This is a genomic window from Aeromicrobium sp. JJY06 (assembly GCF_044069275.1).
GTDB lineage: Bacteria > Actinomycetota > Actinomycetes > Propionibacteriales > Nocardioidaceae > Aeromicrobium > Aeromicrobium tamlense.
This window is the reverse complement of the sequence record NZ_JBIMRD010000001.1, coordinates 1,941,886-1,963,206: the sequence shown is the minus strand read 5'-3', so window position 1 is coordinate 1,963,206 and position 21,321 is coordinate 1,941,886. Positions and strand designations below refer to the sequence as shown.

Genomic DNA, 21,321 nt, shown 5'->3' with positions numbered 1-21,321 from the left:
ATCAGGCGTCGAAGACGCAGAACTCGTTGCCCTCGGGATCGGCCATGACGGTCCAGCGGCGGTCGTCGCCGGGTGGCAGCAGCACGGTGGCGCCGCGCTCCACGAGGTCGTCGACCGTGGCGTCGCCGACCAGCCTGACGTCCCAGTGGATGCGGTTCTTGACCGTCTTGGGCTCGGGCACCGTGACGAAGTCGAACGACTCGGTGGGCGAGCCCGGGATGTCGTCGACCCACGAGTACTCGTCGTCGCTGCTGTAGGTGGCGCCGAAGACGTCGGCCCACCACGCGCCGATGGCGGCATGGTCGATCGCGTCGACCACGACGTCCTTGAGGCCGTCGGGACGCTCGCCGCCCTCGAAGACGCAGAACTCGTGGCCCTCGGGATCGAGGAAGGTCGTCCAGCTGAACTGGCCGGGCTCGGTGAGGCGCTCCAGACCCTCGAAGGGCGCGAGGTCGCGCGCGACGATGTCAAGGTGGACGCGGTCCTTGACCGTCTTGGGCTCGGCGGAGTTGATCCAGATCGTCTGCCCCGGGTCGTCGCCACGCAGCACGGCGCCGACCTCGTCGGTCTCGCCGCGCAGGTGCAGCCAGCGCCCCCACCGCTCGGCGGCGGCCGCCGGGTCCTCGACGTCGATCACCAGGTCCTTGAACTCCACGAGTGCCATGGAGCCCACGCTAGGGGCGACCACCGACGGCGTCACCCCGAGCGCGTCAGGACGTGAGCGCCTCGGCGACCACGGGCGCGATCGCGCGCAGGGCGCGACCGCGGTGGCTGATCGCGTCCTTGTCCTCGCGCGAGAGCTCGGCGGTCGACACCTCGTGGCCCTCGGCGGCGAACAGCGGGTCGTAGCCGAAGCCGCCCGCGCCGCGCTCCTCGCGCAGCACGCGACCGGGCATCTCGCCGACCTCGACGACCTCGGTGCCGTCCGGCAGCACGAACGCCATCGCGCACCGGAAGGTGGCGCCGCGGCGCTCGTCGGGGACGTCGGCCAGCTGGGCCAGCAGCAGTCGGTTGTTCGCGGCGTCGCCACCCTGGTCCTTCGGAACGCCGGACCAGCGCGCGGACAGCACGCCGGGCATGCCGTTGAGCGCGTCGACGCAGATGCCCGAGTCGTCCGCGAGCGCGGGCAGGCCGGTGACCTGCGCGGCCGTGCGCGCCTTGATGAGGGCGTTGCCCTCGAAGGTCGGCTCCGTCTCGGCCGGCTCGTCGTAGGGCTCCACGTCGGCCAGGCCCAGCACCTCGACGCCCGGCACGAGCGGCTCGAGGATCCGGCGCAGCTCGTCGAGCTTCTTGGCGTTGCCCGAGGCCAGGACGACGCGGGTCACGAGGCGAGCGCCTCGCGCTGCAGGCGGGTCAGGTCGGCGCAGCCCTTCTCGGCCAGGCCGAGCAGCGCGTCGAGCTCGGAGCGGTCGAAGGCCGCGCCCTCGGCGGTGCCCTGGACCTCGATGAACTTCCCCGATCCGGTCATCACGACGTTCATGTCGGTCTCGGCGCGCACGTCCTCGACGTAGGGCAGGTCGAGCATCGGGGTGCCGTCGATGATGCCGACGCTGACGGCGGCGATGGAGTCGACGAGCGGGTCGCCCTTCACGGCGCCCTGGGACTTCAGCTGGGCGATCGCGTCGACCAGCGCGACGTAGGCGCCGGTGATCGCGGCGGTACGGGTGCCGCCGTCGGCCTGGAGGACGTCGCAGTCGATCGCGATGGTGTTCTCGCCGAGCTGCGAGAGGTCGACCGCGGCGCGCAGCGAGCGCCCGACGAGACGGCTGATCTCGTGCGTGCGGCCGCCGACCTTGCCCTTGACCGACTCACGGGCGGAGCGGTCGTGGGTGGCCTGCGGGAGCATCGCGTACTCGGCGGTGAGCCAGCCCATGCCCGAGCCCTTGCGCCAACGCGGCACGCCCTCGGTGGCGGCCACGGCGCACAGCACGCGGGTCTTGCCGAACTCGATCAGGCACGAGCCCGCGGCGTGGTCGAGCCAGCCTCGGGTGATCGTGATCGGTCGCAGCTCGTCGGGGGTCCTGCCGTCTTCTCGGGTCACCCCGCCACGGTAGCGGCCCGCAGTTTCCCCGGTTAAGTGGGTTTCCTGTCACTGAACGAGGTTTGCAAACCTCGCGAAGTGAGAGTTTCCCCACTTAACCGGGGAATCCGTCAGTCGGCTCAGCTGCCGCCGGGCTGCAGCTCGCCGTTGACGGTCAGCTTGTACGGCGCGTACTGCTGGACCATCTCGGTGGAGTCGTCGTAGCTGACGATCGCCACGATCTGCTTGGCCGGCTTGAGCGCGATCAGCGAGAGCTTGTCGAGCTTGACCGAGCTCTTGCCGTCCGAGGCCACCTGGGCCACGTACGGGACCTTGCCCGGGCGGATGCCGACCAGCTTGACGTGCCAGTTCTCGACGGGCGTCGGACGGATCTGCGTCGGCGACTGGAAGTCGTCGAGGTTCGAGCCGTCGCTGATCGTCGTGTCACCGACGACCACGTTGTCGATCTTCAGGCCGCCCTCGTTCACGCCGCCGTCCGAGATGTACCGGAAGGACAGCAGGATCTCCTGGCCCGCGTACGCCGAGAGGTCGAACGCGTGCGGCTCGAAGCCGTCGGTGGTGCCGGCGAGCGCCGGACCCTGCGGGCCGTCGACGGTCTTGTCGCCGGCGAGCGACGTGTAGGTGGCGCCGCCGTCGGTGGACACCTGCACGTAGCCGTAGTCGTAGCCCTCCTCGGCGCCGTACTTGGCGTCGAGCGTCAGCGTGGGCGAGCCCGCCGGGACCGTCACCGGGGTGACCGCCGCGACGTCGAGGCTGTTCTCGTTGCCCGAGAACAGGACCGCGTCGCCGGGGCGATCGCTGTCGTCGGTCACCGAGGTCCAGCGCAGCGGCTGGGCCGGGAGCGTCTTGGCGCCCTCGAACGTCGCGCTGCGCAGCTGGGCGCCGGTGATCTGCTTGCCCTTGACCGTGAGCGGGACGTAGTCGGCGCCGTTCGGGGCCGCACCCGGCGTCGCATAGGCGGCGGGGTTGTCCAGGTTCACCGACGAGCGCAGGCTCGGCGTGGTGACCTTCGACTTCGTCGTGCCCACGATGAGCGCCTTCTTGGCGTCACCGACCAGCTGGTCGAGCAGCGTCATCGACTGGAAGTCGTGGAACACCTTGCGGAAGCTGGTGCCCTTCGCCTTGAGCTGCTTGTCGATCGCGGCGATGCCCTGGGCCTCGCCGTCGCGGTGCAGCTCGGAGATGAAGTCCTCGCCGAACCTGTCGCCCAGGTACAGCATCAGCTGGTACGCGTGGCCGTAGTCCGCCAGGACGCCCGAGGACGTGTTGCCCTCGTCCCAGAGGTTGAAGGAGTTCTCGGGGCCGCCGCAGTCACGCGGGTTCGTGTTGTACGGGGTCTGGACGGTGCCGTAGCCCTGGAAGCAGTAGAGGTGGCCGTCGCCGCCCTTGTCGTAGACGGTCTTCGTGCCGTCGACGTAGCCCACGAGGGTCTGCGCCCAGTCGGACAGGCCCTCGTTGACGGCGATGCTCTCGCCGGGATCGGTGTAGTACTGCAGCAAGTGCTGGTACTCGTGCGCGAACGTGCCCTCGTAGAGGTGCGGGCGCGCCGGACGGCTGGTGCACACGTCGCCGGTCGGCTCGTCGGCCGGGTCGGCACCGGTGCGGTGCTCCCAGTCGAACGCGTCGATCGTCATGATGTTGCGGTCCATGTACTCGTTGAAGATCGACCAGAAGAAGCCCGCGATGTAGGTGGGAGCCGCCGGGAAGTCGTAGTAGTTGTCGTCGCGGACGTTGTCGACGAGCGTCACGATCTTCTCGCCGCCGCCGCTGAAGTCGCCCTCGATGAGCGCGTTCGACCCGTCGCGGGCCGGCGGCGTGCTGAACGCCTCGGACTCCTTCGGGTAGATGTTCGAGTCGAACTCCTCGACCAGGCTCTCGACCTGGGCGTCGGTCACGACCGTGGCGTCGTCACCGCGGCAGTCGCCCTCGGGGAACGTGATGTCGTTGGCGACCCACACCTCGATGTTGTCGCCGGACCCGCGCAGTGTGTAGTCCTTGTAGTAGATCGAGCCCTGCACGTCGTCGAGCGCGAGCCACTCGCGCACGGTGCCGACGGGCGGGGTCTCGCCCGCCGGGGCGGCCGAGCGGCTCTGGGCGCGCTTCCCGGCCTTGTACTGCGTGGTGGTGTCGACCTTCTTGCCCTGGAAGGTGAGGTCCTTCAGGTCGAGGTCGGGGTGGAACGGCTGGGGATCGGCGGCCTTCGCGGAGGTCGGCGCGGCCGCAGTGGCCGTGCTGCCGGCGATCGCCGGCCCCGTCAGTGCCGAGGCCGCGAGTGCTGCGGACACGGCGAGTGGCTTCCATGAGATCTTCACGATCTACCTCTCTTGGTGCCCGTCCCCCCGGACGCACACGCCGTGCCCTGATGGCACGGTGGCTGGGCACCGAGAGTCACTTAACCCTCTGGCGCCCCACCAGGGCAATGCCCCGGAGAGTTACAACTCGACTACGTCACCCGATCGCACGAGCGTGTAGTCGCCGGTGTAGGTGGTGAGCAGGTCGGCCTCGACCTCGGCGCGGTCGGTCCACGGCGGGATGTGCGTCAGCAGCAGTCGCGCGCTCTGCGCCTTGGTGGCGAGGCGGCCCGCGTCGGCGCCGGTGAGGTGCAGGTCGGGCGGGTTCTCGGCCGACTCGACGAACGACGCCTCGCACAGGAACACGTCGGCGCCGGAGGCGAAGTCGGCCAGGTCGTCGTCGGGTCCGGTGTCGCCGGAGTACACCAGGACGCTGCCCTCGTGCTCGATCCGGACGGCGTAGGCCTCGACGGGGTGCGGGGTGCGCCGGGCCTTGAGCGTGAACGGCCCGATCGTGGTCTCGAGGCCGTCGGCCAGCTCGTGGAACTCGAACGGCAGGGTCATCCCGTTGGGGGCCGTGGTGCCGTAGGCGTTGGACAGCTGCCAGTCGCTGCCGGGCGGCGCGTAGACCGGGATCTTCGGCGGCGGGCCCGACGGGTGGTACTTGCGCACGACGTAGAGGCCGCTCATGTCGAAGCAGTGGTCGGCGTGCAGGTGCGACAGGCTGATCGCATCGATGTCACGCAGGTCGATGACGTCCTGCAGCGGCCCGAGGGCGCCGGAGCCGAGGTCGAGCAGCAGCCGGAACGTGCGGCCCTCGAACGGGGCCTCCACGAGGTAGCAGCTGGCGGCCGACTCGGGTCCGGGGAAGGAGCCGGAGCAGCCGACGATCGTGAGCCTCACGTGGCCACCCAGGCGAACTGGTCGACCGACTCGACCTCGGGACCGAGGAAGCGACGGCCGAGGTCGGCGAACTCGGCGGGGTGCCCCGTGGTGAGGAAGCGGTGCTCGGGCGGCGGCAGCGCGCCGTCGCGCTCGAGGCCGTGCGACGCCAGCAGGCGGTACACGTCCTTCGCGGTCTCCTCCGCACTGGACACGAGGGTCACGCTATCGCCCATCACGTACGCGAGGACGCCCGTCAGGAGCGGATAGTGGGTGCAGCCGAGCACGAGCGTGTCGACACCGGCCTCCTGGAGGGGCGCGAGGTACTCCTGCGCGACGGCGATCAGCTCGGGCCCGCCGGTGATGCCGGCCTCGACGAACTCGACGAAGCGCGGGCACGTGCTGGTGTGCAGGTCGATGCCGGGATTGGCGGCGAACGCGTCGTCGTAGGCGCCCGACGTGGCGGTGGCGGCGGTGCAGATGACGCCGACCCGGCCGTTGCGCGTGGCGTTCACGGCGCGGCGCGTGGCGGGCAGGATCACCTCGACCACGGGGACGTCGTAGCGCTCGCGCGCGTCGCGCAGGACGGCGGCGCTCGCGGAGTTGCACGCGATCACGAGGGCCTTCACGCCCAGCGCGACGAGGTGGTCGAGGCACTCGAGGGCGTACTCGCGGACCTCGGAGATCGGCTTCGGCCCGTAGGGCTGCCGGGCCGTGTCGCCGAGGTAGACGATCGGCTCGTGCGGCAGCTGGTCGAGCACGGCCCGGGCGACCGTGAGGCCTCCGAAGCCCGAGTCGAAGATGCCGATGGGTGCGTCGCTCACACGTCAGAGGGTAGACACCTCGCCGCCCCGACGGGCAATCGAACGGGCGTGAGGTCCGTCATCACGGCGAGACGACGGTGTCGCCGAGGGTCCCCCGCGGGTGCAGGTTTCGGTGCAGGATGGGCGCATGCGTGATCTGCCTCACTTCGGACCCGACTTCACCTGGGGCGTCTCGACCGCCTCGTACCAGATCGAGGGGGCGGTCGACGAGGACGGCCGCGGGCGCTCGGTGTGGGACGAGTTCAGCCACACTCCCGGCCGCATCCTGAACGGCGACACGGGCGACGTGGCCTGCGACCACTACCACCGCTACCGCGAGGACGTGGCTCTCATGGCCGACCTCGGGGTGGACGCGTACCGCTTCTCGATCGCCTGGCCGCGGATCCAGCCCGACGGCGTGACGGTCGAGCCACGCGGGCTCGACTTCTACGACCGGCTCGTCGACACCCTGCTGGAGCACGGCATCGAGCCCAGCGCGACGCTGTTCCACTGGGACTCGCCGCTGGCGCTCGAGGCGGGCGGCGGCTGGGAGAACCGGGACATCGCCGACCGGTTCGCCGAGTACGCGCGGATCGTCGGCGAGCGCCTCTCCGACCGCGTGACGCGCTGGTTCACGCTCAACGAGACCGTGGTGTTCACCCTGCTCGGTCACGCCACCGGCATCCACGCGCCGGGCAAGGAGCTCGGATTCGGCGCGCTCCAGGTGGCCTGGCACCAGCTGCTCGCCCACGGCCGGTCGGTGCAGGCGCTGCGCGCGGCCGGGGCGCAGCAGGTGGGACCGGCGAACAACCACTGCGAGGTGCTGCCGATCGAGGACACTCCGGAGCACCGCGACGCCGCGGGCCTGTTCGACCTGATCTACAACCGCGCGTTCCTCGACCCGATCCTGCGGGGCACGTGGCCGCTGGCCGGGATCGTCGACCCCGTCGCGCAGGACGGCGACCTCGAGCTGATCTCGCAGCCGATCGACTTCCTGGGCGTCAACTCGTACAACCCGCAGTACGTCGCCGCGGCCGAGCCCGGTGCCGAGATCCCGTTCGAGATGGTCACGCCCGAGGGGCTGGAGTACAACGACTTCGGCTGGCCGATCATCCCCGAGGGCTTCACGCGGATGTTGACGGGACTGAAGGACACCTACGGCGACGCGCTGCCGCCGATCCTCATCACCGAGAACGGTGGCGCGTTCAACGAGACGCCCGGCGAGGACGGCCGGGTCCGCGACCAGCGCCGGATCGACTACACCGCTGCGCACCTCGGCGCCCTGCACGACGCGATCGACTCCGGGGTCGACGTGCGCGGCTACTTCCACTGGTCGTTCATGGACAACTTCGAGTGGGCCGAGGGGTACTCGCAGCGCTTCGGCCTCACGTACGTCGACTACGAGACGCAGCAGCGCATCCCGAAGGACTCGTTCGCCTGGTACCGGTCGGTGATCGACGCGCAGCGGGACCGATGACCACGCCCGTCGCGCGACGGGCGCCCGTGCGCCTGCCGTGGCTGCTGTCGGTCGCGGTCGTCAACCTCGGCACGTACGTCGCGTTCTTCGGCCCCCTCGCGGTGCTGCTGCCCCAGCAGACCGAGGCGATCGTCGGCGACGGCAAGGAGACGGCGCTCGCGATCGTCACGGGCATCGGGGCGGCGATCTCGATGGTGGCCAATCCGCTGTTCGGCGCGCTGTCCGACCGCACCCGGTCGCGCTTCGGCCGGCGGGTCCCGTGGATCACGGCCGGCTCGGTGGTCGGCGCGCTGGGCCTGACGATCCTGTCCGGCGCCAGCGAGTTCTGGCAGGTCGTCGTCGGGTGGTGCCTCGTGCAGGCCTCGGTCAACGCCTCGCTGGCCTCGATCACGGCGACCCTGCCCGATCGGGTGCCGGTCGCCCAGCGCGCGTGGGCCGGCGGGCTCGTCGGGCTGGGCCAGACGCTCGGCATCCTCGTCGGTGCGGGGCTCGCGATCGCCTTCGGCGGCACCCGCGCGGGCTACCTCGCGTGCGCCGCCTTCCTGCTGCTGAGCGCCCTGCCGTACCTCGTGCGCAGCCACGACGAGCCGCGCCCCGAGCGCGTGCCGTGGTCGACTCGCGCGTTCGCGCGGTCGTTCTGGATCTCCCCCAGCCGGCATCCCGACTTCGCGTGGGCGTGGCTGACCCGCTTCGTCGTCAACCTCGGCAACGCGATCGCGACGCTGTACCTCTTCTACTTCCTGCAGGACGCGGTCGGCGTGGAGGACCCGGACGGCGGCGTCTTCGTCGTCATCGCGGTGAACTCAGTGGTGGTCGCGATCTCGGCCGTGGTCGCCGGGCGCTGGTCCGACCGCGTCGAGCGCCGCAAGGTCTTCGTCGTGTGGGCCGGCGTCGTGATGGCGGTGGCCGCGCTGCTGCTGGCGTTCTGGCAGACGTGGCCCGGCGTGCTCGTGGCCGCCGTGGTGCTGGGCGTGGGCTTCGGGGCGTTCATCGCCGTCGACCTGGCGATCATCACCGAGGTCCTGCCCGACGAGGCGGGGTTCGCCAAGGACCTCGGCGTCATCAACATCGCCAATGCCCTGCCGCAGGTGCTCGCGCCCGTGGTCGCCGCGGTCATCGTGACCTCGCTGGGCGGCTACACGACCCTCTACGTCACGGCCGCCCTCGTCGGACTCGCCGGCGCTCTGGCCGTCGTGCGCATCCGCGGCGTGCGCTGAGACGCACGGACGCCCCCACTTCTGGAACGGTTGACACGTTTTCGCGGAGCGAAGGCGTCCATCCCGTTCCAGAGGTGGGGGCGGAAGGCGGCGGCGGTCAGGCGACGCTGAGGTCGACCTCGACGTTGCCGCGCGTGGCGTTGGAGTACGGGCAGACCTGGTGGGCCTGCTCGACGAGCTTCTCGGCCTCCTCGCGGCTGACGTTCGGCAGCGTGACCTCGAGGGCCACGGCCAGGCCGAAGCCGCCCGTGCCGTTCTCGCCGATCGAGACGTCGGCGACGACCTCGGAGTCGGTGACGTCGGCGCCGGAGCGCTTGGCGACCGTGCGCAGGGCGGAGTGGAAGCACGCGGCGTAGCCGGCGGCGAAGAGCTGCTCGGGGTTCGTGGCCCCTCCGGCTCCGCCGAGCTCCTTGGGGGCGCGGACGTCGGCAATCAGGATGCCATCGGTGGACTCGACGTGACCGTTGCGGCCGTCACCGGTCGCGACGGCGCTGGCGGTGTAGAGAGGTTTCATGTCCACAACTGTATTGCGCGCAATTGATTGCCGCAAGGTCTAGTCTGGAGTCGTGGACGACTACCCGCAGCTCGCGCTCGACCAGCAGCTCTGCCTGCCGCTGTACGCCGCCTCCCGCGCCGTGACCCGTCGCTACACGGACCTCCTCGCCGAGGTGGGCCTCACCTACCCGCAGTACCTGTGCCTGCTGGCGCTGTGGGAGTCCGACGCGCCGCTCGGCGTCGGGGAGCTCGGCGCGCGTCTGCACCTGGACTCGGGCACCCTCACTCCCCTGCTCAAGCGCCTGGAGGCCGCCGGGCTCGTGACCCGCGCCCGCGATCGGACCGACGAGCGTCGCGTGCTCGTCTCCGCCACCGAGCAGGGCTGGGCGCTGCGCGAGCGCGTGGCCGACGTGCCCGCCCGCCTGGTGGAGGGCATGGGGATGTCGGCGGCCGACGGTCGCGCCCTGCGCGGACTGCTCGACCGCCTCATCGCCGAGCTGGAGGGCTGAGCCTCAGAACAGCTTGGGCTGCGGCGGCGCGTGCGCCGGATCCACCCCGTCGAACAGGCTGGAGACCGACTCGCCCGCGTGGATGCGCGCGATGGCCTCGGCGAACAGCGGCGCCACCGAGCGCACCGTGAGCTCGGGCCAGTCGGCCGGCGCCGGGACCGTGTCGGTCGTGACGACCTCGGTGATCGCGGGGTGCGAGCGCAGTCGCTCGACCGCCTTGCCCGCGAAGAGGCCGTGGGTGCAGGCGACGGAGGCCTCGGTGACACCGGACTCGGCCAGCTTGTCCATGAGCTCGATGATCGAGCCGCCCGTGGCGATCTCGTCGTCGAGGACGATCGCTCGCTTGCCCGCGACGTCGCCCACGATGGTGTCGATGACGACCTTGTCGTCGGCCTTGCGCTGCTTGCTGCCGGCGGCCACGGGCAGGCCCAGCAGGCGGGCGAACTGCGAGGCCGTCTTGGCGTTGCCGAAGTCGGGCGAGACGACGATCGCGTTGCTGAGGTCCTGCGCCCGGTAGTGCTCGGCGAGCTCGCCGAGAGCCGTGAGGTGGTCGACCGGCATCGAGAAGAAGCCGTGCACCTGCGGGGCGTGGAGGGTCATGGTGACGACGCGGTTGACGCCGGCCGTGGCCATCATGTCGGCCACCAGCTTGCCGCCGATCGAGATGCGCGAGGCGTCCTTCTTGTCCGAGCGCGCGTACGCGTAGTGCGGGACCACCACGGTGACCGAGGCCGCGGACGCACCGCGCGCCGCGTCGACCATCAGCAGCAGCTCCATGAGGTGGTCCTGCGTGGGCGGCACGAGCGGCTGGACGATGTAGACGTCGCGCTGGCGGCAGTTGTCGAGGAGCTGGACCTGGAGGCAGTCGTTGCTGAACCGCTGGGTGTCCGAGGGGCTGAGGGCGACGCCCAGGTTGCTGCAGATCTCCTCTGCCAGCTTCCGGTGTGCACTGCCCGAGAACACGACGATGTCGCTCACGGCTCGAAGGCTAACGGGTCGCGGGGCGCGCTGAACAGGTCAGGCCCAGAGCTGGCCCTCGAGGCGGTCCTCCGCCTCGTCGATGGTGCCCTCGTACGCCCCGGTGGACAGGTACTTCCAGCCCGCGTCGCACACGACGAACGCGATGTCGGCGCGCTCGCCCGCCTTGACCGCCTTGGTCGCCTGACCCAGCGCCGCGTGCAGGATCGCGCCCGTCGAGATGCCGGCGAAGATGCCCTCGGCGTCGATCAGCTCGCGCACGCGCCGCACGGCGTCGCGCGGGCCGACGGAGAAGCGAGAGTCGATCAGCGAGGCGTCGTACAGCTCGGGGACGAAGCCCTCGTCGATGTTGCGCAGGCCGTAGACGAGCTCGCCGTAGCGCGGCTCGGCCGCGACGATCCGCACGTCGGGCTTGTGGTCGCGGAAGAACCGTCCAATCCCCATGAGGGTGCCCGTGGTCCCCAGTCCGCCCACGAAGTGCGTGATCGTGGGCAGGTCCTCGAGCAGCTCGGGCGCGGTGCCGCGGTAGTGCGCATCGGCATTCGCGGGGTTGCCGTACTGGTAGAGCATGACCCAGTCGGGGTGCTCGGCCGCGAGGCCCTTGGCCACCCGCACGGCCTCGTTCGAGCCGCCCGCCGCGGGCGAGCTGATGATCTCGGCGCCGAACATCGTGAGCAGCTGGCGCCGCTCGACCGAGGTGTTCTCGGGCATGACGCAGATCAGCCGGTAGCCGCGCTGGCGCGCGACCATCGCCAGCGAGATGCCGGTGTTGCCGCTGGTGGGCTCGAGGATCGTGCAGCCGGGCGTGAGGGTGCCGTCGGCCTCGGCCGCCAGGATCATCGACAGTGCCGCGCGGTCCTTGATCGAGCCGGTGGGGTTCCGGTCCTCCAGCTTCGCCCAGAGCCGCACGTCGTCGCTCGGCGAGAGGCTCGGCAGCCCCACCAGGGGCGTGTGGCCGACCGAGTCGACGAGCGAGTCATAGCGCATCGTCAGGCCGCGCCGCCCGCGACCGCGGGCAGGATGACGACGGTGTCGCCATCGGACAGCTCGGTCGCGAGGCCGCCGGTGAAGCGCACGTCCTCGTCGTTCACGTAGACGTTGACGAAGCGACGCAGCTCGGCGCCGTCGAGCAGGCGCTCCTTGATGCCCTCGTGGTTCGCCTCGAGATCGTCGATCAGGGCGGACAGGCTGGTGCCGTCGGCCTCGACGGCGCGCTCACCACCCGTGTAGGGGCGCAGGATCGTGGGGATGCGGACCTCGACGGCCATCAGATGTCACCTTCGGTTGGGGGGACTGCGGGACCCGCAGTCGTGCTGTCTTCGGTGTAACGGTCGACGACGCGAACTTCTTCCTCGGTGATCGTTCCGTCGACGATGCGGTAGGAGCGGAAGTCGACCTCACCGGCCTCGTGGGCGCCGTCGCGGGTGGACACGAGCACGTAGTGCGCGTTCGGCTCGGAGGCCAGGTTGAGGTCGGTGCGCGACGGGTAGGCCTCGGTGGCGGTGTGCGAGTGGTAGATGACGACGGGCTCCTCGTCGCGGTCGTCCATCTCGCGGTAGAGGCGCAGCAGGTCGCCGGAGTCGAACTCGTAGAACGTGGGCGACATGGCGGCGTTGAGCATCGGGATAAGCCGTTCGGGGCGGTCGGAGCCGTAGGGCCCGGCGATGACGCCGCACGCCTCGTCGGGGTGGTCGCGGCGCGCGTGGGCGACGATCGCCTCCACGTGCTCGCGCAGGATGGTCAACACGGTTCCCGAGTCTATCGAGGCGTCCCGACGCCCGATCCACCCATCCGTGGTGCGGACACCGACCCTGCCGGCACCCGGTCAGGCGACGTGGACGAGGGTCTCCTGCACGAAGCCGAGCCAGTCGAAGACGTCGCCCATCGCGAGCGTGGCCTCGTCGTCGGACTCGGCGAGGCGCTCGGCGTCCTCCTCGGTCTCGATGCCCAGGCGCACGGCGAGCGCGATGCGGATGTCGGTCAGGGCGCGCAGCCAGGACATCACTGCCGCGTCGTCCAGCTCGACCTCGACGTGCTTGGCGCTCTCGGCGAGCCCGCCCGCCTCGAGACTCTCGATCACCGCGCGCGCGTTGTCGACCTTGACGGACGAGAGGGACTGCTCGGTGAAGCGGCGGAACTCCGCGGCCTCGACCGGGTCGTCGCGGTAGGCGTCGGGCAGCAGGCGCGCCAGCACGGGATCCTCGGGCGGCTGCACCGGGCCGGTCATGCCGATCAGCTGCGCCAGCGGGTCGGGCTCGGACTCGCTGGGACCGTTGCGGTCCTGGAGCAGCTCGACGACCTGGCTGGCCAGGTTGACCAGCAGCTGCGCCTCGTTGAGCTCGAACGTGGCCGTGACGGTGCCGCGCCGGCGGCGGCGGAACGGCTTCACGCGTCGCTCCGCTCGAGCGTGGCCCACAGTCCGTACTCGTGCATGGCCTGCACGTGCCGCTCCTGCTCCTCGCGGCGGCCGCTGGAGACGATGGCCCGGCCCTCCTCGTGCACGGCGAGCATCAGCTGGGTGGCCTTCTCCTCGGTGTAGCCGAAGTACGTCCGGAAGACGAACGCCACGTACGACATGAGGTTGACCGGGTCGTTCCAGACGATGGTCACCCACGGGTCCTCCAGCTGGACGACGAGGTCGGCGTCCGGCTTCTCGGTCTCGACGGGGGTGGGGGTGGTCACGACCCCATTGTGCCTGCCCGCGCTCCCCCGCACGAAGGTCGGCGTGGTCCTACGCTGAACCCATGGTGTCGACCGCGCTGCTGACCGACCACTACGAGCTGACGATGCTGCAGGCCACGCTGGCCGACGGCACGGCCTCACGGCGCAGCGTGTTCGAGGTGTTCGGACGGCGGCTCAACGGCGGGCGACGGTTCGGCGTGGTCGCCGGCACCGGGCGCGTGCTCGACGCACTGGCGAACTTCCGGTTCGACCAGTCCGAGATCGAGTTCCTGCGACTGTCGAAGGTCGTCGACGACGTCACGTGTGACTGGCTCGCGGACTACCGCTTCACCGGCGACATCTGGGGCTACCCCGAGGGCGAGCTGTGGTTCCCCGGCTCGCCCATCCTGCGGGTCGACGCCACGTTCGGCGAAGGCGTGATCCTCGAGACGCTGATCCTGTCGATCCTCAACCACGACTCGGCCATCGCCTCGGCCGCGACGCGCATGACGATGGCCGCGGGCGACCGGCCGTGCATCGAGATGGGCACGCGCCGCACGCACGAGGAGGCCGCCGTCGCGTCCGCGCGGGCCGCCTACATCTGCGGGTTCGCCGCCACGTCGAACCTCGAGGCCGGACGCCGCTACGGCATCCCCACCGCCGGCACCGCCGCGCACGCGTTCACGCTCGTGCACGACTCCGAGCGCGACGCGTTCACGTCGCAGATCGGCTCGCTCGGGCACGACACGACGCTGCTGGTCGACACGTACGACACGCCGCAGGGTGTCGCCACGGCGATCGAGGTCGGCGGTCCGCACCTCGGCGGCGTGCGCCTGGACTCCGGTGACCTCGCCGACGTCGCGCGGGCCACGCGGGCGCAGCTCGACGCCGCCGGCAACACCGACACCCGCATCACGGTCACGAGCGACCTCGACGAGTACGCGATCGCCGCCCTGGCCGCCGCGCCCGTGGACGGCTACGGCGTGGGCACCTCGCTCGTGACCGGGTCGGGCTCCCCCACGAGCGGGTTCGTCTACAAGCTGGTCGCGCGCGAGACCGCCGACGGCGCGATGCTCGGCGTCGCGAAGAAGAGCAAGGACAAGACGTCGATCGGCGGCCGCAAGACCGCGCTGCGCCGGCTCAGCGCCAAGGGCGTGGCCGAGGCCGAGGTCGTCGGGATCGACGTGAAGCCCCGTGACGACGGTGACGACCGCGAGCTGATGGTGCCGCTCGTCGAGGCCGGCGAGCGGGTGCACCGGGCCACCCTGCAGGACTCGCGAGCCCGCCTCCAGGCGTCGCTGCGCGAGCTGCCCGCGTCGGCGCGACGCCTCTCCAAGGGCGATCCCGCCATCGCGACGATCTACGAGGAGGACTGATGGGCGGACCCCGCACCCTGGTCGTCGTCGACGTCCAGAACGACTTCTGCGAGGGCGGCTCGCTGGCCGTCGCCGGCGGCGCGGCCGTCGCGCAGACCGTGGCCGACCTGATCGCCGCGGGCGACTACGAGCTCGTGGTGGCCACCCGCGACGCGCACGTCGACCCCGGCCCGCACTTCAGCGAGACGCCCGACTACGTGGACTCGTGGCCGCCGCACTGCGTGGTCGGCACGCCCGGCGCCGAGCTGCACGAGCCGCTCACGAACGACCTCTTCGCCGCCATCTTCGACAAGGGCGCCTACGAGGCCGCCTACTCGGGCTTCGAGGGCACCGACGCCGATGGACGCACCCTCGCCGACTTCCTGCGCGAGCGCGACGTCGATGAGATCGACGTGTGCGGCATCGCGACCGACCACTGCGTGCGCGCCACCGCGCTCGACGGGGCGGCCGAGGGCTTCCGCGTCAGGGTGCTGGAGGACCTCACCGCGGCCGTGACCCCGGAGAGCCTCAACCGCGTGCGGCAGGAGTGGTCCGCCGCGGGCGTCACCACGGCCTGACCCGAGGTCAGCCGGCGACGAGCTCGAGGGTGCGGACGCGGCCGGGCGTGGAGCGCGGGTCGGCACCGCGGCGCGCGGACGCCACCGGGTGCAGCATGACCTCGTCCACGTCGAACTGGGCGGCGAGCGCCTCGAGCTCCTTGCGCGCGGTGTCGGGGTCGCCGACCACCATCCGCGCCAGGCCCGAGTCGACGAGCGAGTCCATGCCCGGGTCGAGGTCGAGCGCCTCCGCGTCCTCCACGAGGTCGATCGGCGCGAGCGGCTTGCCGGTGCGCAGGCGTGCCATGTTCTGCAGGTTCGGCAGCGCGAGCGCGGCGGCCTCGTCGGCGGTGTCGGCCACGACGATGTTCACGGTGAGGAACGTCGTGGGCCGGTCGCAGACGTCGCTCGGCCGGAACTCGCTCCGGTAGACCTCGAGCGCCTCCGCCGTGCCGTGCCCGCTGAAGTGGTGCGCGAAGACGTACGGCAGGCCCTTCGCGGCGGCGAGGTGCGCCGAGTACATCGACGAGCCGAGCAGCCACAGGTTCGGGGCGCCGACGGCGGCCGGGGTCGCCTTCAGCACGTACTGCTGGTTCGGGATCGGCACGCGCACGCCGCGGCCGTCCATGAGAGCGACGACGTCGTCGAGGTACCGCGGGAAGTTCTCGATGTCGGAGTCGTCACGACCCGCGGCGCCGCGCAGCGCCCACGAGGTGACGGGGTCCGAGCCGGGCGCGCGACCGATGCCGAGGTCGATGCGACCCGGGAAGGCGGCCTCGAGCAGGGCGAACTGCTCAGCCACCGCGAGCGGCGCGTGGTTGGGCAGCATGACGCCGCCCGAGCCCAGCCGGATGCGCTCGGTCGCCGCCGCCAGCAGGGCGATCAGGACCGGCGGCGACGTGGCCGCCACGGCGGGCATGTTGTGGTGCTCGGCGACCCAGTACCGCTCGAACCCGAGCCGGTCGGCGGTCTGCGCCAGCTCGGTGGCGGCCGCGACGGCATCACCGCTGGTCTGGTCGGTACGGACAGGGACGAGATCCAGGACCGAGAGCTTCACACCGGGTTCAACCCGGGAGAGACCGGTTCGATTCCCACGCGCTAGCGTCGAATCATGCGAGAGGCATTCGGGGCCACGTTCATCGGGCCGGAGGGCTACCTGAACACGGCGGCCTACGGGCTGCCACCGAAGGCCACGGTCGACGCCCTCGAACGGGTCCACCGCGGCTGGGCCGCGGGCACCGTCGCGGGACCCGACTTCGACGCCGACATCGCGGCGGGTCGCGCGGCGTTCGCGACCCTGGCCGGCGTCCCGGTGAGGTCCGTCGCGATGGGCTCGTCCGTCGCGGCGCTGCTCGGCCCGGTGGCCTCCGCCCTGCCCCACGGCTCGCGCGTGCTGGTCCCCGAGGGCGAGTTCACGTCGGTCAGCTTCCCGTTCGCCGCCCACGACGGCCGCGGCGTGACCGTCACCGAGGTGCCGCTCGAGCGGTTGCCCGAGCTGGCCGCCGATCACGACGTGGTGGCGGTGTCCACCGTGCAGTCGGCCGACGGCGCGCAGGTCGACCTCGCCGCGCTGCGAGCCGCCACCGAGGGCTCGGAGACCCTCGTGATCCTCGACGCGACGCAGCAGCTCGGCTGGCTCCGGCTCGACCTCGCGTGGGCCGACGTCGTCGTGAGCTCGAGCTACAAGTGGCTGCTGGCGCCCACCGGCATCGCCTGGGCGTCCTACGCCGAGCGGATGGTCGAGCGGCTCGTCCCCCACCACGCCAACCGCTACGCCGGGGGCGCGCCGTGGCAGACCACCTACGGGCTGCCGCTGCGGCTCACCGACGACGCCCGCCGGTTCGACATCTCCCCCTCGTGGTTCCCGGTGGTCGGCGCAGCCACGAGCCTGGCGTGGATGGCGACGCTCGACCTCGCCGCCGTCACCGCGCACAACCTCGACCTCGCCGGGCGGGCGCGGGCCGCGCTGGACCTGCCGCCGCTGGACTCGGCGATCGTCTCGATCCCGATCGAGCACGCCGCCACACGCCTGCAGGACGCGGGGCTGCGCGCCTCGGTGCGCCAAGGCGCGGCCCGGATCGCGTTCCACCTCTACAACGACGAGGAGGACCTCGACAGCGTGGTCGACGCCCTGCGTGCGTGACGCCCGGTCGGCACCCCGAGGATGCCGAGCCGGGCGTCACCTCCCGAAGGAACCCTGAGTTGTACGTTCGCACAACTTTGGGGAAAGTGCGACCTGGGTCACGTGCCGAGGTTCTCGATGAGGAAGCCTCCGGGGTAGCTCTTGATGCGGCTCGAGTCGCGCACCCGGCGCGGCTCGGTGCGCTCGGGCAGGAGCCGCACCACACGGCCGCGCAGGCCCAGCGCACCGTGGCTGAGGCGCTCGAACCAGGCCGGTGGGTGCTCGTAGCCGAAGGCCTCGCGCAGGTGCGGGTCCATGATCGCGATGCTGAAGCGTCGGACGGCGGGGGCGAGCGGACGCGGGTAGAACGTGGTCAGCAGGTCGAGCGTCGCATCGGCCACCGCGCGCGACCGCGGGTCGAAGCGGAAGTGCTCGGCCTCGTAGTCGTCGAGCAGGCGCTCGAACCCGGCAAGGTCCGTGGGCAGGTCCGTGATCCCCATCAGGCGCCCGAGGCGGCGGTAGTAGTTCACGCCCGCGACGTCCTCGATGGGCGTGGTGCGACGGAAGCCGTAGCGGTTGACCCAGCGGTTCGGCATCACGACGAAGGTCGCCAGCACGTACCGCATGTCGTCGTTGCTGATGTCGTAGCGGCCGTGCATCTGGTTCATCCGTCGGATCGCGGCGCGACCAGGCGTGCTCTCGAGTCCCTGGTCGACGATCTCGCCCAGCAGCAGCGCCGTGTCGTCGTGGCGCCGCTGGGTGTCGGTGCCGAACTGCTCGGTCTCGTACAGCAGCCGCCCGATCGACGGGACCGCGTACGTGCGAAACAGCGCGAAGCTCAGGGCCTGCTCGAGGTCCCACGGGAAGTCGTACTGGCCGAACAGCCGCGCGATCTCCTCGTAGTCGACCTCGGGATCGAGGCCGTCCGAGCGGACCCGGCGGGTCACCTCGGCACCACCACGTGCGCGGCGACGAAGTCGACGATGTCGGAGGCGGCGTCGGTCGCGGCCGGCGAGACGCCCGGCAGGCTGACGAACCCGTGCACCGTGCCCGGGTACTCGCGGTAGCGCACCGGAACACCCGCGCGCTGCAGCGCCTCGCGGTAGTGGACGCCGTTGTCGAGCAGCGGGTCGTGGTCGGCCGTCAGGATGAACGCCGGCGGGAGCCCGTCGAAGGACGTGGCCCGCAGCGGCGAGGCGAGCGGGTCCTCGGTGCCGTAGGCGTCGCCCATGTAGAGGTGCGCGAAGGCGCTCATGTTGGCCGAGGACAGCACCGGCTCGTCGGGCATCCGCAGCTCGGAGGCGAACTTGTCGTACATCTCCACCGCGGGGTAGATCAGCACCTGGGCGCGCAGCGCCGGCCCGCCCTCGCTCACCGATCGCTGTGCCGCGACGGCCGCGAGGTTGCCGCCGGCGCTGTCGCCCATCACGGCGAGCCGGTCGGCGTCGAGCCCGAGGCCGTCGGCGCGTGCGGCGATCCAGCCCAGCGCCTCCCACGTGTCCTCGACGGCGGCGGGGTACGGGTGCTCCGGCGCCAGCCGGTACGACGGCGAGACCACGACCGCGCCGCTGCCCGCGGCGAGCCGCGAGGCGAGCCACGCCGACTGCTCGGGCGAGCCCTGCACCCAGCCTCCGCCGTGGAAGTTCACGACCGCGGGGCGCAGGCCCCCGACGCCCGTCGGGCGGTGCACGATCGCGCGCAGGGTGCGGCCCTTGAGCGGGATCTCGATCTCCTCGGTCCGCACGCGCCGATCGGGGCGGCCGAACACCAGCCGGCCGGGCGGCGACTCCATGAGCCGCAGCCGCTGGGCGCGCAGCTCGGCGTAGTCCGTGGCCTCCTCGACCGGGGTGGCCAGGCGCTTCATGAGGGCGGCGAACGCACGGGTCCGCGGCGGCAGTGGGGCACTCACGGGGCACAGCCTAGGGGTCGGGCGTGACCGGGGTCACCCGTCGGCTCAGCCCGAGGCGCGCAGGGCCCAGTCGCGCAGCATGTCGATGCGGTGCTGCAGCTGCGCCGTGGTGGCCTGGGCGGCGGCCGGGCCACCACACTCCTGGCGCAGCTTGTTGTGGGTGACGCCGTGCGGCGTGCCCGTGCGATGGTGCCAGGCGGCCACGAGCGAGTTCAGGTCGCGGCGCAGCTGGGCGCGGCGCTCGTACTCGACGTCGGCCTCGGCGCGCGCCGGGGCGTCCTCGCGCTTGCGGGTGCGCGCGCTGCGCAGCAGCTCGGCCACCTGGTCGCGCTCGAGCAGGCCGGGGATGCCGAGGAAGTCGAGCTCCTCGGCGTCGCCGGCCACCATCTCGTAGTCGATCGGCGCGAACTCGTCGCCGTCGTAGACCACGCGGTCGAACAGCGCCTCGCTGCCGATCGCGGCGTACTGGTTGCCGAGCTCGTCGCTGGCGCCCTCGGACGCGTTGGCGCGTGCGATGAGCGCCTCCTCGGCGGCGAACAGGTCGGACTCGTCGTGCACGGGGCGGCCGATGACGTGGTCGCGCTCGGCCTCGAGGTCGGCGGCGAGCTTCAGCAGGCCCGGCACGCTGGGCAGGAAGACCGACGCGGTCTCCCCGCGGCGCCGGGCACGCACGAAGCGGCCGATCGCCTGGGCGAAGAACAGCGGGGTGGCGATCGTGGTGGCGTAGACGCCGACGGCGAGACGCGGGACGTCGACGCCCTCGCTGACCATGCGGACCGCGACCATCCACGGGTCGTTCCCGGCGGCGAACTCGGCGATCTTGGCGCTCGAGCCGGCTTCGTCGGAGAGCACCAGCGTGGGCGACTGCCCCGTGAGCTCCTTGAGCAGCGCGGCGTAGGCGCGGGCTGACGTCTGGTCGCTGGCGATCACGAGGCCACCCGCGTCGTGGATGTCGCGGCGGACCTCGACGAGACGCTTGTGGGCGGCCTCGAGCACGGCCGGCACCCACGAGCCCGTGGGGTCGAGCGCGGTGCGCAGGGCCTGCGCGGTCTGGTCGCGCGTGAGCGGCTCGCCGAGCCGGGCCGAGACCTCGTCGCCCGCGCTGGTGCGCCACTGCATCTCGCCCGAGTAGGCCATGAACAGGACCGGTCGGACGACGCCCTCCTTGAGGGCCTCGCCGTAGCCGTAGGCGTAGTCGGCCACCGACGAGATCGAGCCGTCGCCGACCGGCGCGTAGGTGACGAACGGGATCGGGTTGTCGTCGGAGCGGAACGGCGTGCCGGTGAGCGAGAGGCGGCGGATCGCCGGCTCGCACGCCTCCAGCACGGCGTCGCCCCACGACAGCGCGTCGCCGGCGTGGTGGACCTCGTCGAGGATCACGAAGGTGCGGCTGCGCTCGATGCGCACGCGGTGGCCGACAGGGTTGGTGGCCAGGCCCGCGTACGTGACGCAGTAGCCGTCGAAGCGGGCACCGAGCGCCCCCGACAGGTTCGGCTCGAGCGCGATGCCCGAGCGCGCGGCGGCCTGCGCCCACTGCGACTTGAGGTGCTCGGTGGGGGTGACCACGACGACCCGCTCGACGACGCGACGGTGCAGCAGGTCGGCCGCGATCGTCAGCGCGAAGGTGGTCTTGCCGGCGCCGGGCGTGGCGACGGTGAGGAAGTCGGCCGGCTGCGTGCGGACGTACTGCTCGAACGCCTCACGCTGCCAGGCCCGTAGCGACAGGCCCGCACTCACTGGTCGGAGTCACTCCCGGACTCGTCGTCGTCGCCGGGGTTGAAGTTCTCCCAGATGTCCTTGCACTCCGGGCAGACCGGGAAGCGCTGCGGATCGCGACTGGGGACCCAGACCTTGCCGCACAGGGCCACGACGGGCGTGCCCATGACCATGGCCTCGGTCAGCTTGTCCTTCGGGACGTAGTGGCTGAAGCGCTCGTGGTCGCCGTTGTCGAGGCGCTGCTCGGTGCGCTCGTCTTGAACGGTCTGGGTGCCGCGGCCGAAGAATCCCACGCCTCCATCGTAGGC

General features: G+C 71.5%; 24 protein-coding genes. 6 read left to right on the top strand and 18 right to left on the bottom strand.

What is annotated here, in order from left to right; translation table 11 throughout:
* Position 1: 1 nt before the first annotated feature.
* From ACGWYL_RS09560 to murI, 6 genes are all read right to left on the bottom strand, one after another.
* Positions 2–664: a VOC family protein gene (locus ACGWYL_RS09560; RefSeq protein WP_395487038.1), complete on the bottom strand. Its 663-nt coding sequence runs from the start codon at positions 662–664 to the stop codon at positions 2–4.
* Positions 665–710: 46 nt separating this feature from the next.
* The gene (gene rdgB, locus ACGWYL_RS09555; protein ID WP_179425960.1) at positions 711–1,325 is read right to left on the bottom strand and encodes an RdgB/HAM1 family non-canonical purine NTP pyrophosphatase; all 615 of its coding nucleotides are present in this window, start codon (positions 1,323–1,325) and stop codon (positions 711–713) included.
* Complete coding sequence (gene rph, locus ACGWYL_RS09550) at positions 1,322–2,041, bottom strand: ribonuclease PH (protein ID WP_179425962.1); 720 nt, start codon at positions 2,039–2,041, stop codon at positions 1,322–1,324. The genes rdgB and rph overlap by 4 nt, the downstream gene beginning before the upstream one ends.
* Positions 2,042–2,160: 119 nt before the next feature.
* Positions 2,161–4,353, bottom strand: a complete 2,193-nt coding sequence (locus ACGWYL_RS09545; RefSeq protein WP_395487037.1) for a peptidase M6 — start codon at positions 4,351–4,353, stop codon at positions 2,161–2,163.
* Between the two features lie 120 nt (positions 4,354–4,473).
* Positions 4,474–5,235, bottom strand: a complete 762-nt coding sequence (locus tag ACGWYL_RS09540) for an MBL fold metallo-hydrolase (protein ID WP_179425964.1) — start codon at positions 5,233–5,235, stop codon at positions 4,474–4,476.
* Entirely contained in the window at positions 5,232–6,038 is an 807-nt protein-coding gene (gene murI, locus ACGWYL_RS09535) for a glutamate racemase (protein ID WP_179425966.1), read from the bottom strand. Before murI ends, ACGWYL_RS09540 begins: the two co-directional genes overlap by 4 nt.
* A gap of 127 nt (positions 6,039–6,165) precedes the next feature.
* Between murI and ACGWYL_RS09530 the strand changes: the two genes are divergently transcribed.
* The gene (locus ACGWYL_RS09530) at positions 6,166–7,494 is read left to right on the top strand and encodes a GH1 family beta-glucosidase (protein ID WP_395487036.1); all 1,329 of its coding nucleotides are present in this window, start codon (positions 6,166–6,168) and stop codon (positions 7,492–7,494) included.
* Positions 7,491–8,711: an MFS transporter gene (locus ACGWYL_RS09525; protein ID WP_395487035.1), complete on the top strand. Its 1,221-nt coding sequence runs from the start codon at positions 7,491–7,493 to the stop codon at positions 8,709–8,711. The genes ACGWYL_RS09530 and ACGWYL_RS09525 overlap by 4 nt, the downstream gene beginning before the upstream one ends.
* 97 nt (positions 8,712–8,808) lie before the next feature.
* Here ACGWYL_RS09525 and ACGWYL_RS09520 read toward each other — a convergent pair whose 3' ends face one another.
* The gene (locus ACGWYL_RS09520) at positions 8,809–9,225 is read right to left on the bottom strand and encodes an organic hydroperoxide resistance protein (RefSeq protein ID WP_179425971.1); all 417 of its coding nucleotides are present in this window, start codon (positions 9,223–9,225) and stop codon (positions 8,809–8,811) included.
* 52 nt (positions 9,226–9,277) lie between these two features.
* Between ACGWYL_RS09520 and ACGWYL_RS09515 the strand changes: the two genes are divergently transcribed.
* Positions 9,278–9,715, top strand: coding sequence for a MarR family winged helix-turn-helix transcriptional regulator (locus ACGWYL_RS09515; RefSeq protein WP_179425973.1), 438 nt, complete (start codon positions 9,278–9,280; stop codon positions 9,713–9,715).
* Positions 9,716–9,718: 3 nt separating this feature from the next.
* Here the strand turns inward: ACGWYL_RS09515 and ACGWYL_RS09510 are convergent, their stop codons facing one another.
* The 6 genes from ACGWYL_RS09510 to clpS form a co-directional block, all read right to left on the bottom strand.
* Positions 9,719–10,693, bottom strand: a complete 975-nt coding sequence (locus tag ACGWYL_RS09510) for a ribose-phosphate pyrophosphokinase (RefSeq protein WP_179425975.1) — start codon at positions 10,691–10,693, stop codon at positions 9,719–9,721.
* 39 nt (positions 10,694–10,732) lie between these two features.
* The gene (locus ACGWYL_RS09505) at positions 10,733–11,680 is read right to left on the bottom strand and encodes a PLP-dependent cysteine synthase family protein (protein ID WP_179425977.1); all 948 of its coding nucleotides are present in this window, start codon (positions 11,678–11,680) and stop codon (positions 10,733–10,735) included.
* Positions 11,681–11,682: 2 nt separating this feature from the next.
* A complete protein-coding gene (locus ACGWYL_RS09500) occupies positions 11,683–11,961 on the bottom strand; it encodes a MoaD family protein (RefSeq protein WP_179425979.1) in 279 nt (92 codons plus the stop codon).
* Complete coding sequence (locus ACGWYL_RS09495) at positions 11,961–12,440, bottom strand: Mov34/MPN/PAD-1 family protein (RefSeq protein ID WP_179425981.1); 480 nt, start codon at positions 12,438–12,440, stop codon at positions 11,961–11,963. Before ACGWYL_RS09495 ends, ACGWYL_RS09500 begins: the two co-directional genes overlap by 1 nt.
* 78 nt (positions 12,441–12,518) lie before the next feature.
* Positions 12,519–13,082, bottom strand: coding sequence for a DUF2017 domain-containing protein (locus tag ACGWYL_RS09490; protein ID WP_179425983.1), 564 nt, complete (start codon positions 13,080–13,082; stop codon positions 12,519–12,521).
* On the bottom strand, positions 13,079–13,375 hold the full coding sequence (clpS, locus tag ACGWYL_RS09485; RefSeq protein WP_179425985.1) for an ATP-dependent Clp protease adapter ClpS: 297 nt from the start codon (positions 13,373–13,375) through the stop codon (positions 13,079–13,081). Before clpS ends, ACGWYL_RS09490 begins: the two co-directional genes overlap by 4 nt.
* A gap of 65 nt (positions 13,376–13,440) precedes the next feature.
* Between clpS and ACGWYL_RS09480 the strand changes: the two genes are divergently transcribed.
* Entirely contained in the window at positions 13,441–14,730 is a 1,290-nt protein-coding gene (locus ACGWYL_RS09480) for a nicotinate phosphoribosyltransferase (protein WP_317628349.1), read from the top strand.
* Complete coding sequence (locus ACGWYL_RS09475) at positions 14,730–15,287, top strand: isochorismatase family protein (RefSeq protein WP_395487034.1); 558 nt, start codon at positions 14,730–14,732, stop codon at positions 15,285–15,287. Before ACGWYL_RS09480 ends, ACGWYL_RS09475 begins: the two co-directional genes overlap by 1 nt.
* A 7-nt stretch (positions 15,288–15,294) precedes the next feature.
* On the opposite strand, the gene ACGWYL_RS09470 is transcribed toward ACGWYL_RS09475, so the two are convergent.
* A complete protein-coding gene (locus ACGWYL_RS09470) occupies positions 15,295–16,323 on the bottom strand; it encodes an LLM class flavin-dependent oxidoreductase (RefSeq protein ID WP_395487033.1) in 1,029 nt (342 codons plus the stop codon).
* 54 nt (positions 16,324–16,377) lie between these two features.
* Between ACGWYL_RS09470 and ACGWYL_RS09465 the strand changes: the two genes are divergently transcribed.
* Positions 16,378–17,409 carry an aminotransferase class V-fold PLP-dependent enzyme gene (locus ACGWYL_RS09465; protein ID WP_395487032.1) on the top strand — a complete coding sequence of 344 codons (1,032 nt, stop codon included), beginning with the start codon at positions 16,378–16,380 and terminating at the stop codon, positions 17,407–17,409.
* Positions 17,410–17,507: 98 nt separating this feature from the next.
* Here ACGWYL_RS09465 and ACGWYL_RS09460 read toward each other — a convergent pair whose 3' ends face one another.
* Genes ACGWYL_RS09460 through ACGWYL_RS09445 form a run of 4 tightly spaced genes read right to left on the bottom strand, consistent with a single transcriptional unit; the run spans position 17,508 to position 21,306 of the window.
* Entirely contained in the window at positions 17,508–18,335 is an 828-nt protein-coding gene (locus ACGWYL_RS09460; RefSeq protein WP_395487031.1) for an oxygenase MpaB family protein, read from the bottom strand.
* Positions 18,332–19,297 carry an alpha/beta hydrolase gene (locus tag ACGWYL_RS09455; RefSeq protein ID WP_395487030.1) on the bottom strand — a complete coding sequence of 322 codons (966 nt, stop codon included), beginning with the start codon at positions 19,295–19,297 and terminating at the stop codon, positions 18,332–18,334. Before ACGWYL_RS09455 ends, ACGWYL_RS09460 begins: the two co-directional genes overlap by 4 nt.
* Positions 19,298–19,342: 45 nt before the next feature.
* Positions 19,343–21,034, bottom strand: coding sequence for a DEAD/DEAH box helicase (locus ACGWYL_RS09450; RefSeq protein WP_395487029.1), 1,692 nt, complete (start codon positions 21,032–21,034; stop codon positions 19,343–19,345).
* Positions 21,031–21,306: a DUF3039 domain-containing protein gene (locus tag ACGWYL_RS09445; protein ID WP_179426001.1), complete on the bottom strand. Its 276-nt coding sequence runs from the start codon at positions 21,304–21,306 to the stop codon at positions 21,031–21,033. The genes ACGWYL_RS09450 and ACGWYL_RS09445 overlap by 4 nt, the downstream gene beginning before the upstream one ends.
* Positions 21,307–21,321: the final 15 nt, after the last annotated feature.

What these genes read in the sequence shown, in the direction of transcription:
- ACGWYL_RS09560 (WP_395487038.1), bottom strand. Translation starts at nt 664, where the DNA reads ATGGCACTCGTGGAGTTCAAGGACCTGGTGATCGACGTCGAGGACCCG.
- ACGWYL_RS09530 (WP_395487036.1), top strand. Translation starts at nt 6,166, where the DNA reads ATGCGTGATCTGCCTCACTTCGGACCCGACTTCACCTGGGGCGTCTCG.
- ACGWYL_RS09525 (WP_395487035.1), top strand. Translation starts at nt 7,491, where the DNA reads ATGACCACGCCCGTCGCGCGACGGGCGCCCGTGCGCCTGCCGTGGCTG.
- ACGWYL_RS09520 (WP_179425971.1), bottom strand. Translation starts at nt 9,225, where the DNA reads ATGAAACCTCTCTACACCGCCAGCGCCGTCGCGACCGGTGACGGCCGC.
- ACGWYL_RS09505 (WP_179425977.1), bottom strand. Translation starts at nt 11,680, where the DNA reads ATGCGCTATGACTCGCTCGTCGACTCGGTCGGCCACACGCCCCTGGTG.
- ACGWYL_RS09500 (WP_179425979.1), bottom strand. Translation starts at nt 11,961, where the DNA reads ATGGCCGTCGAGGTCCGCATCCCCACGATCCTGCGCCCCTACACGGGT.
- ACGWYL_RS09475 (WP_395487034.1), top strand. Translation starts at nt 14,730, where the DNA reads ATGGGCGGACCCCGCACCCTGGTCGTCGTCGACGTCCAGAACGACTTC.
- ACGWYL_RS09465 (WP_395487032.1), top strand. Translation starts at nt 16,378, where the DNA reads ATGCGAGAGGCATTCGGGGCCACGTTCATCGGGCCGGAGGGCTACCTG.